An 8,637-nucleotide genomic window follows, 5' to 3' on the forward strand; every position below is an offset into this window, starting at 1 on the left:
ATTAGCCCCCAAGTTTAGATTTATCGCGCACCGCGCCTTTATCTGCACTGGTGGCAAGGCTGGCGTAAGCGCGCAGGGCGAAGGAGACTTCACGCTGGCGATCTTTCGGGGTCCAGGCTTTGTCGCCGCGGGCTTCCTGCGCTTCACGACGGGCCGCAATCTCCTGCTCGCTCAGCTTCAGCTGGATGCCGCGATTCGGAATATCGATTTCAATCAGGTCGCCGTCTTCGATGATGGCGATGTTGCCGCCGCTTGCCGCTTCCGGGGAAACGTGGCCGATGGAGAGGCCGGAGGTGCCGCCGGAGAAACGCCCGTCGGTGATCAGCGCACAGGCTTTACCGAGTCCCATGGATTTCAGGAAGGTGGTTGGATAGAGCATCTCCTGCATGCCCGGACCGCCTTTCGGCCCTTCGTAGCGAATGACAACCACGTCGCCTTCCACTACTTTGCCGCCGAGAATGGCGTCTACCGCTTCATCCTGGCTTTCGTACACTTTCGCCGGACCGGTGAATTTCAGGATGCTGTCGTCCACGCCTGCGGTTTTCACGATGCAGCCGTTTTCCGCAAAGTTACCGTACAGCACGGCCAGACCGCCGTCTTTGCTGTAGGCGTGTTCCAGCGAGCGGATGCAGCCTTCGGCGCGGTCATCGTCCAGGGTGTCCCAGCGGCAGTCCTGCGAGAACGCCTGGGTGGTACGAATACCGGCAGGGCCGGCGCGGAACATCTTTTTCACCGCGTCGTCTTTGGTCAGCATCACGTCGTACTGGTCCAGCGACTCCGGCAGCGTCAGGCCGAGCACGTTTTTCACGTCACGGTTCAGCAGCCCGGCACGATCCAGCTCGCCGAGAATACCAATGACGCCACCCGCGCGGTGCACATCTTCCATATGGTACTTCTGGGTGCTCGGCGCGACCTTACACAGCTGCGGCACTTTGCGGGAGAGCTTGTCGATATCGCTCATAGTGAAGTCGATTTCGGCTTCCTGCGCGGCGGCCAGCAGGTGCAGAACGGTGTTAGTGGAACCGCCCATGGCAATATCCAGCGTCATGGCGTTCTCAAACGCGGCTTTGCTGGCGATGCTGCGCGGCAGCGCGCTGGCGTCGTCCTGCTCGTAGTAGCGTTTGGTCAGCTCAACGATGCGTTTACCTGCGTTGAGGAACAGCTGCTTGCGGTCGGCGTGGGTCGCCAGCAGCGAGCCGTTGCCCGGCTGCGAGAGGCCCAGCGCTTCGGTCAGGCAGTTCATGGAGTTGGCGGTGAACATCCCGGAACAGGAGCCGCAGGTCGGACACGCGGAGCGTTCCACCTGATCGCTCTGCTCGTCCGAGACTTTCGGATCCGCGCCCTGGATCATCGCATCGACCAGGTCGAGCTTGATGATTTTATCGGAGAGCTTGGTTTTCCCCGCTTCCATCGGGCCGCCGGAGACGAAGATCACCGGAATGTTCAGGCGCAGGGAGGCCATCAGCATCCCCGGGGTGATTTTGTCGCAGTTGGAGATACAGACCATCGCATCGGCGCAGTGGGCGTTAACCATATACTCTACGGAGTCGGCGATCAGCTCGCGCGACGGCAGCGAATAGAGCATGCCCCCGTGACCCATCGCGATACCGTCATCCACCGCAATGGTGTTGAACTCTTTCGCCACGCCGCCGGAGGCTTCGATTTGCTCGGCAACCAGCTTACCGAGATCGCGCAGGTGCACGTGGCCCGGTACAAACTGGGTGAAGGAGTTCACCACGGCGATAATTGGCTTGCCGAAATCGGCGTCGGTCATTCCGGTGGCGCGCCACAGCGCGCGGGCTCCCGCCATGTTACGGCCGTGGGTGGTGGTGGCTGAACGATACTTAGGCATGCTTTATTTACTCCCGTCTGACTATTTAATGGGACGGTGCGTGCCGTCCCAAATTTATACTTAGTGATTAACCTGATCCAACCAGCCGTATTTGTCTTCTGTTTCGCCGGTGAAGAGGCCGAAGAACGCCTGCTGAATGCGTTTGGTGACCGGACCACAGCGGCCTTCACCCACCTGGATCCCGTCTACGCTGCGCACCGGCGTGATTTCAGCCGCCGTGCCGGACATAAAGACTTCATCGGCCAGATACAGGGATTCGCGGGACAGCACCTGCTCGCGCACTTCGATACCCAGATCTTTCGCCAGCTTGATGATGGCGTCGCGGGTAATGCCCGGCAGCGCCGACGAGGTGAACGGCGGGGTGAAAAGAATGCCGTCTTTCACTTCAAACAGGTTTTCGCCCGCACCTTCAGAGATGTAGCCATTCACGTCGAGCGCGATACCTTCCTGATAGCCGTGGCGGCGCGCTTCGCTGCCGACCAGCAGTGAGGAGAGGTAGTTACCGCCCGCTTTCGCAGCGGTCGGGATGGTGTTAGGCGCCACGCGGTTCCAGGAAGAGACCATTGCGTCGATCCCCTGCTCCAGGGCTTCTGCACCCAGGTAGGCACCCCATGGGAACGCGGCAATGATCACATCGGTGTTATAGCCCGCTGGTGGGTTTACGCCCATGCCGACGTCGCCCACGAAGACCAGCGGACGAATATAGGCGCTGGTCAGGTTGTTCTTACGGATCACATCGCGGCAGGCTTCCATCAGCTCATCAACGCTTTGAGAAACCGGGAAACGATAAATTTTGGCTGAGTCATGCAGACGCTGCATGTGTTCGCGATGGCGGAACACCACTGGCCCTTTGTGAGAATCGTAGCAACGGATGCCTTCAAACACGGAGGTACCGTAGTGCAGCGCGTGGGACATCACGTGGACTTTCGCGTCCTCCCAGCGAACCATCTCACCATTGAACCAAATGTAATCAGCTTTTTTTGTCGTCATTTTTTCGTCCTGTCGCGCTCAAGCGCGGATTTGTTGTGATGTGGTTGTGCTCTGGCAGATGGCAACATGGGCAACGTCTACCAGCTTTGATAACTGACTAAACAGTAAGTCGACCGGCCGCGGGCTGGCAACGGTTAATTCGATACTGATGTTTTGCGCGTCGGTGGCCGTTTCCATATTCATAGAGCAAATCTGAAAGCCACGGTGACGGACCACGCGCAAAACGCGCTCTAAGGTTTCCGGGTTGAAGCGAGCCTGCACGGCGACCTGATGTTGCATCATGATAATTTCTCCAGCATTTGTGAGTTACTGGCACCGGGCGGTACCAACGGCCAGACGTTCTCAAGCTCGTCGATTGAGACATGAAGCAGGTATGGCCCTTCGCTTGACAGCATGGTGTCGAGTGCCGCTTCAACCTGGTCTTTACGGGTGATGTGCTGGCCAGGAATGCCGAAGGCGCTGGCCAGGGTGAGGAAATCGGGGTTATCGGTCAGGGTTGTTTCGCTGTAACGCTCCTGGAAGAACAGCTGCTGCCACTGGCGAACCATCCCTAAACGCTGGTTATCGAGCAGCACGATCTTCAGTGGTAACTGCTTGCGCTTCACGGTGCCGAGCTCCTGAACGTTCATCATGAAGGAGCCGTCACCGGAGATACAGATTACGGTATCGTTCGGGCGGGCTACCTGTGCGCCGACGGCGGCCGGCAGACCGAAGCCCATGGTGCCTAAGCCGCTGGAGGTGATGAAGTTTTCCGGGCGGGTGTAGGTCATGTGCTGGGCGGACCACATCTGATGCTGGCCCACATCCGTCGTCACCACGCTGTCTGCGGGTTTACGGTCGGACAGCTGTTTCAACAGCAGCGGCGCGTAGATGGCCTCGCCGGGGTGGTCGTAACGCCAGGCGTGCTCCGCGCGCATGTCCGCGGTGTGCTGACGCCATGCGTCGATATCCAGCGGCTGCTGTAGTGCCGGTAACAGCGCGTTGAGATCGCCCTGCAGCGCGACGTGCGCCTGACGCAGCTTGTTCATCTCCGCCGGATCGATATCAATATGGATCACTTTGGCATTCGGCGCGAAGGTATTCAGCTTGCCGGTGACGCGGTCGTCAAAACGAGCCCCCACGGCAATGAGCAGATCGCACTCCTGCACCGCCAGGTTTGCCGCCTTGGTGCCGTGCATTCCCAGCATGCCGAGGTAGTACGGGTAGTCCGCGTCGACTGCGCCCAGACCTTTCAGCGTGCAGGTAGCGGGCATCTGCGTCACAGCGATAAATTCGCGCAGGGCAGGAACGGCCTGCGCCATGCCTACCCCACCGCCGACGTACAGCATCGGCTGCTTCGCCTGCGCCATCATCTGGCGCGCCTCTTCAACGTCTGCCTGCGGGAACGCATCGTTGCTTTCAACGGTAGAGAAGTGCGGCTCCAGATCGCCAAGTGCAACCTGGATATCTTTCGGGATATCCACCAGAACCGGGCCAGGACGGCCAGAGATGGCAACCTCGAACGCTTCAGCCATCACGCGCGGCAGCTCTTCGAGAGATTGAACGAGGAAGCTGTGCTTGGTGCAGGCCAGCGATAAGCCGATGACGTCCACTTCCTGGAAGGCATCGGTACCGATGAACGGAGAGGCCACCTGACCGGTGATCGCCACGACGGGGACGGAATCGAGCAGCGCGTCAGCCAGGCCGGTGATCAGGTTCGTTGCGCCCGGACCTGAAGTCGCCATGCATACACCGGTTTTACCTGTCGCGCGGGCATAGCCAATGGCTGCCATCGCTGCGCCCTGCTCGTGTCGGCACAAGAGGTGTTCCACGCCGCCGTCATACAGTGCATCGTAAATCGGCATAATTGCGCCACCCGGATAACCAAATACGGTTTCGACTCCCTGCGCGCGCAACGCATGTACTACCCATTGTGCCCCATTCATAGTTAGTTCCCCGTCATAAATCTGAAGAAACAGAATTTTGTGCTAGTCGTCATGCTCTGCTCCTCGTTTAAGTTTTTTAGTCATAAAAAAACCCCCGGACCTTTCGGTGCGGGGGTCTTAGTTCGTTAAGGCTTGATTTCTAAGCCTTTCCTCGTCCAAGTGCAGCCCCGCACGGTGGGATAATAATCACCACCACGCTAATCACGACCAGGCTAATCACTCGTAGAAGGGCTGTCATTTTCAGTTCTTTTTGCATCTTGTTCGAAGGAATACCTAAAGAGTTATCACAGTTTTTAAATCAAACACAAGATTTATTTATGACGAGCTTGGTTAGCAAGCGAATCATATTTTCTGAAAGCATTGTTTTATATGAGGAAATTAGGGGATGAATATTTTTCATTTTTTTTATTACGGACCTGGCCGTGAAAGCGCGCCTTTTTACATTTTGCGAGTGTTCTTCCACGATTAGGCAAAAGTTTCACTGCGCCCTGAAAATCTCTGAACAGGCGGCGTAAATACGTAAAAAGACGCTAAACAGAAAAAACAGGCACTGGCATAGTCACACCAGGAGGTAGTACAAATGTCACTGTCAGTTGTTTATACGCGAGCGGCTCTCGGGGTAAAGGCTCCGCTTATTTCCGTTGAGGTTCATTTGAGTAATGGGCTGCCCGGACTCACGCTTGTCGGGTTACCTGAAACCACGGTCAAAGAGGCCCGGGACCGCGTTCGTAGCGCAATAATAAACAGCGGTTATACCTTCCCCGCAAAGAAGATCACCATCAACCTTGCTCCCGCCGACCTGCCCAAAGAGGGTGGTCGATACGATTTACCTATCGCAATTGCGCTTCTCGCGGCTTCTGAGCAGCTTAATACGACCAGGCTAGGCTCGTATGAGTTCATGGGTGAACTCGCGCTCACAGGCGCGCTGAGAGGCGTTCCCGGTGCGATATCGGGAGCGCTGGAAGCCATACGTGCAGGGCGGCAAATCGTTGTGGCCAATGAAAACGCATCAGAAGTGAGTCTTATTGCAGAAAAAGGATGCCTCATCGCCGGGCATCTTCAGGAAGTGTGCGCCTGGCTGGAAGGCCGCCATGAACTGTCCGAGCCGGAAGAATGTGACGAGGCTATAGCGGATGCGCCAGAAGACCTCAGCGAGATCATGGGACAGGAGCAAGGGAAACGGGCGCTGGAGATTACGGCAGCGGGTGGTCACAATCTTCTGCTGATTGGCCCGCCGGGTACGGGCAAAACCATGCTGGCAAGCAGGCTGAGCGGGTTGCTCCCGCCGCTTAATAACCATGAAGCGCTGGAAAGCGCCGCCATCTACAGCCTGATCGGTTCGACGTCGTTGCACAAACAGTGGCGTCGGCGTCCCTTTCGTTCCCCGCATCATAGCGCTTCGCTGACGGCAATGGTCGGCGGTGGGTCTATTCCGGGGCCGGGTGAGATCTCGCTGGCACACAATGGCATTCTGTTTCTCGATGAGCTGCCTGAATTTGAGCGCCGCGTGCTGGATGCACTGAGGGAGCCCATTGAATCCGGTGAGATACATATCTCACGCACGCGAGCCAAAATAAGCTATCCCGCCCGTTTTCAGCTCGTGGCGGCGATGAACCCCAGCCCGACGGGGCATTATCAGGGCAACCATAACCGCTGTACGCCAGAGCAGACGCTGCGCTATCTGGGAAAGCTGTCTGGCCCGTTTCTCGACCGTTTCGATTTATCACTGGAAATCCCCCTTCCGCCGCCGGGCCTGCTCAGGCAGACCGATAGACTGGGTGAAAGCTCCGCGCACGTTCGCGAGCGGGTTATCGCGGCGCAGGCGCGACAGTATGCCCGTCAAAACAGGCTGAATGCACGGCTGGATAATGCCGGGATCCGACAGTTTTGTTCTCTTGACGTTGACGATGCGGCGTGGCTGGAGGAGACGTTGACGCGCTTTGGGCTTTCCATACGTGCGTGGCAGCGTTTATTGAAAGTGGCCAGAACCATTGCGGACGTGGAGGGCTGTGCTGACATTGAGAGGAAACACTTGCAGGAGGCGCTGAGCTATCGGGCGATCGATCGTTTGCTTTTGCATCTGCAAAAGTTACTGGCATAAAAAAGGGGCCGCAGCCCCTTTTTTATTAGTCGTCAGACTCGGTGTAGTCTTCTGCACCTTCCATCTGCGGTTTACCGCCAGACAGCGTATGGAAACGTTTTGGACGCTTAATGCGAGCCATGTACTTGATCCATACACGTTCTGCTTCAGACTGCGGCTCACGCTCACCACGGCACACTGAAACAAACTGCTTTTCATCTTCAGTTGCAGGCTCACGTTTACCCAGATCCAGCTCGTTAAAGGCATAACCATGACGCTCAAGCAGCTGCGCCTCTTTGATGGTGAAATCGCCGTGACGAGAGAACCCGCGCGGATAATGTTTATTGTCGAAAAAACGATTAGTCGTCGTAAAGCTTTCCGCCATCCTACACGCTCCTAATTCTTTGGCCGAGCTATTTATGGCGCGGAGTATTAGTTACGCTTGACAGAGTGTAAAACAAAACATTTAAATCATAACGACAAATTATTTTGCGGAGAAAGATGTGGATACGGAATTGCTAAAAACTTTCCTTGAAGTGAGCAGAACGCGTCACTTCGGGCGAGCCGCTGAAGCCCTTTACCTGACGCAGTCAGCAGTCAGTTTTCGTATTCGACAGCTGGAAAATCAACTGGGTGTGAATCTTTTTACCCGCCATCGCAACAACATCCGTCTCACGCCTGCCGGTGAAAAACTGCTTCCGTATGCGGAGACATTGATGAATACCTGGCAGGCAGCGCGCAAAGAGGTTGCGCATACGTCGAGGCACAACGAGTTCTCGATAGGGGCCAGCGCATCTCTGTGGGAATGCATGCTCAGTCAGTGGCTTACCCGGCTATATCACTCCCATGGCCATTTACAATTTGAAGCCAGAATTGCGCAACGTCAGTCGCTGGTTAAGCAACTCCATGAGCGTCAGCTGGATCTGCTTATTACAACAGAAGCCCCCAAGATGGACGAATTTAGCAGCCAGATTGTAGGGCAGTTCGGTCTGGCTCTTTATGCTTCTGAACCCTCAATGATGAAAGCAGACCTGAACTATTTGCGGCTGGAGTGGGGACCTGATTTTCAGCAGCATGAGACGGGATTGATTGCACCTGATGATGTTCCACAGTTAACAACCAGTTCTGCCGAGATTGCCTGTCAGCAACTTCCCCTGTTGAAGGGTTGCACCTGGTTACCAGTCCGTTGGGCAGACACCAGGCCTGGACTGCATACCGTGGTGGATTCCACCACCCTTTCGCGGCCGCTGTATGCAATTTGGCTGCAAAATAGCGACAAGCAATCGCAGATAAAAGATCTATTAAAAATCAATATAATGGATTGATGCTGAGGCCAGCAGGGATGCTGGCTGCATTTAAGAATGGTGAAGTTTCACCAGGTTTCAGGCAAAAAAAAATCCTTTGCCGAAGCAAAGGATTCTATATGGCAGGGGCGGAGAGACTCGAACTCGCGACACCCGGTTTTGGAGACCGGTGCTCTACCAACTGAGCTACGCCCCTAAAGTTTTTTGCCATTAAGCCTGCCATTACTGGCAGGCTTAACGTCTTAATAAGTGGCGGAACGGACGGGACTCGAACCCGCGACCCCCTGCGTGACAGGCAGGTATTCTAACCGACTGAACTACCGCTCCACCGAAGACTGCTTGTAACCACCGGATTAATGCACCGGTTTACTACTCAATTTGATGCCTGGCAGTTCCCTACTCTCACATGGGGAGACCCCACACTACCATCGGCGCTACGGCGTTTCACTTCTGAGTTCGGCATGGGGTCAGGTGGGACCACCGCGC

8 protein-coding genes, 2 tRNA genes and 1 rRNA gene are annotated in these 8,637 nt (G+C 56.1%); 2 read left to right on the forward strand and 9 right to left on the reverse strand.

Annotated features, from left to right (window positions below; genetic code table 11):
* Nucleotide 1 precedes the first annotated feature (1 nt).
* The 5 genes from ilvD to ilvL form a co-directional block, all read right to left on the reverse strand.
* On the reverse strand, nt 2–1,852 hold the full coding sequence (gene ilvD / locus UTO39_RS20185) for a dihydroxy-acid dehydratase (protein WP_061096743.1): 1,851 nt from the start codon (nt 1,850–1,852) through the stop codon (nt 2–4).
* Between the two features lie 60 nt (nt 1,853–1,912).
* The gene (gene ilvE, locus UTO39_RS20190) at nt 1,913–2,842 is read right to left on the reverse strand and encodes a branched-chain-amino-acid transaminase (protein WP_023326297.1); all 930 of its coding nucleotides are present in this window, start codon (nt 2,840–2,842) and stop codon (nt 1,913–1,915) included.
* An 18-nt stretch (nt 2,843–2,860) separates the two neighbouring features.
* Nucleotides 2,861–3,124: an acetolactate synthase 2 small subunit gene (gene ilvM / locus UTO39_RS20195; protein WP_003860184.1), complete on the reverse strand. Its 264-nt coding sequence runs from the start codon at nt 3,122–3,124 to the stop codon at nt 2,861–2,863.
* Nucleotides 3,121–4,767, reverse strand: coding sequence for an acetolactate synthase 2 catalytic subunit (gene ilvG / locus UTO39_RS20200; protein ID WP_320727914.1), 1,647 nt, complete (start codon nt 4,765–4,767; stop codon nt 3,121–3,123). Before ilvG ends, ilvM begins: the two co-directional genes overlap by 4 nt.
* A gap of 139 nt (nt 4,768–4,906) precedes the next feature.
* Complete coding sequence (gene ilvL, locus UTO39_RS20205) at nt 4,907–5,005, reverse strand: ilv operon leader peptide (RefSeq protein WP_001311244.1); 99 nt, start codon at nt 5,003–5,005, stop codon at nt 4,907–4,909.
* A 342-nt stretch (nt 5,006–5,347) separates the two neighbouring features.
* Here ilvL and UTO39_RS20210 point away from each other — a divergent pair, with 342 nt between their 5' ends.
* Complete coding sequence (locus UTO39_RS20210) at nt 5,348–6,868, forward strand: YifB family Mg chelatase-like AAA ATPase (protein ID WP_320727915.1); 1,521 nt, start codon at nt 5,348–5,350, stop codon at nt 6,866–6,868.
* A gap of 25 nt (nt 6,869–6,893) precedes the next feature.
* Here the strand turns inward: UTO39_RS20210 and UTO39_RS20215 are convergent, their stop codons facing one another.
* Nucleotides 6,894–7,232, reverse strand: coding sequence for a DUF413 domain-containing protein (locus UTO39_RS20215; RefSeq protein ID WP_008501577.1), 339 nt, complete (start codon nt 7,230–7,232; stop codon nt 6,894–6,896).
* Nucleotides 7,233–7,350: 118 nt separating this feature from the next.
* Here UTO39_RS20215 and hdfR point away from each other — a divergent pair, with 118 nt between their 5' ends.
* Nucleotides 7,351–8,172 carry an HTH-type transcriptional regulator HdfR gene (gene hdfR, locus UTO39_RS20220; RefSeq protein WP_253543429.1) on the forward strand — a complete coding sequence of 274 codons (822 nt, stop codon included), beginning with the start codon at nt 7,351–7,353 and terminating at the stop codon, nt 8,170–8,172.
* Between the two features lie 99 nt (nt 8,173–8,271).
* Here the strand turns inward: hdfR and UTO39_RS20225 are convergent.
* The 3 genes from UTO39_RS20225 to rrf all read right to left on the reverse strand — a co-directional run.
* Nucleotides 8,272–8,347, reverse strand: a tRNA-Trp gene (locus tag UTO39_RS20225).
* A gap of 54 nt (nt 8,348–8,401) precedes the next feature.
* Nucleotides 8,402–8,478: transfer RNA gene (locus UTO39_RS20230), tRNA-Asp, on the reverse strand.
* Between the two features lie 56 nt (nt 8,479–8,534).
* Nucleotides 8,535–8,637, reverse strand: a 5S ribosomal RNA gene (rrf, locus tag UTO39_RS20235); the annotation flags it as partial.

Origin of the sequence: Enterobacter sp. 118C5 (genome assembly GCF_034107645.1) — a bacterium.
In the GTDB taxonomy this organism is placed as follows: domain Bacteria; phylum Pseudomonadota; class Gammaproteobacteria; order Enterobacterales; family Enterobacteriaceae; genus Enterobacter; species Enterobacter nematophilus.

What these genes read in the sequence shown, in the direction of transcription:
- ilvE (WP_023326297.1), bottom strand. Translation starts at nt 2,842, where the DNA reads ATGACGACAAAAAAAGCTGATTACATTTGGTTCAATGGTGAGATGGTT.
- ilvL (WP_001311244.1), bottom strand. Translation starts at nt 5,005, where the DNA reads ATGACAGCCCTTCTACGAGTGATTAGCCTGGTCGTGATTAGCGTGGTG.
- UTO39_RS20210 (WP_320727915.1), top strand. Translation starts at nt 5,348, where the DNA reads ATGTCACTGTCAGTTGTTTATACGCGAGCGGCTCTCGGGGTAAAGGCT.
- ilvD (WP_061096743.1), bottom strand. Translation starts at nt 1,852, where the DNA reads ATGCCTAAGTATCGTTCAGCCACCACCACCCACGGCCGTAACATGGCG.
- UTO39_RS20215 (WP_008501577.1), bottom strand. Translation starts at nt 7,232, where the DNA reads ATGGCGGAAAGCTTTACGACGACTAATCGTTTTTTCGACAATAAACAT.
- ilvG (WP_320727914.1), bottom strand. Translation starts at nt 4,767, where the DNA reads ATGAATGGGGCACAATGGGTAGTACATGCGTTGCGCGCGCAGGGAGTC.
- ilvM (WP_003860184.1), bottom strand. Translation starts at nt 3,124, where the DNA reads ATGATGCAACATCAGGTCGCCGTGCAGGCTCGCTTCAACCCGGAAACC.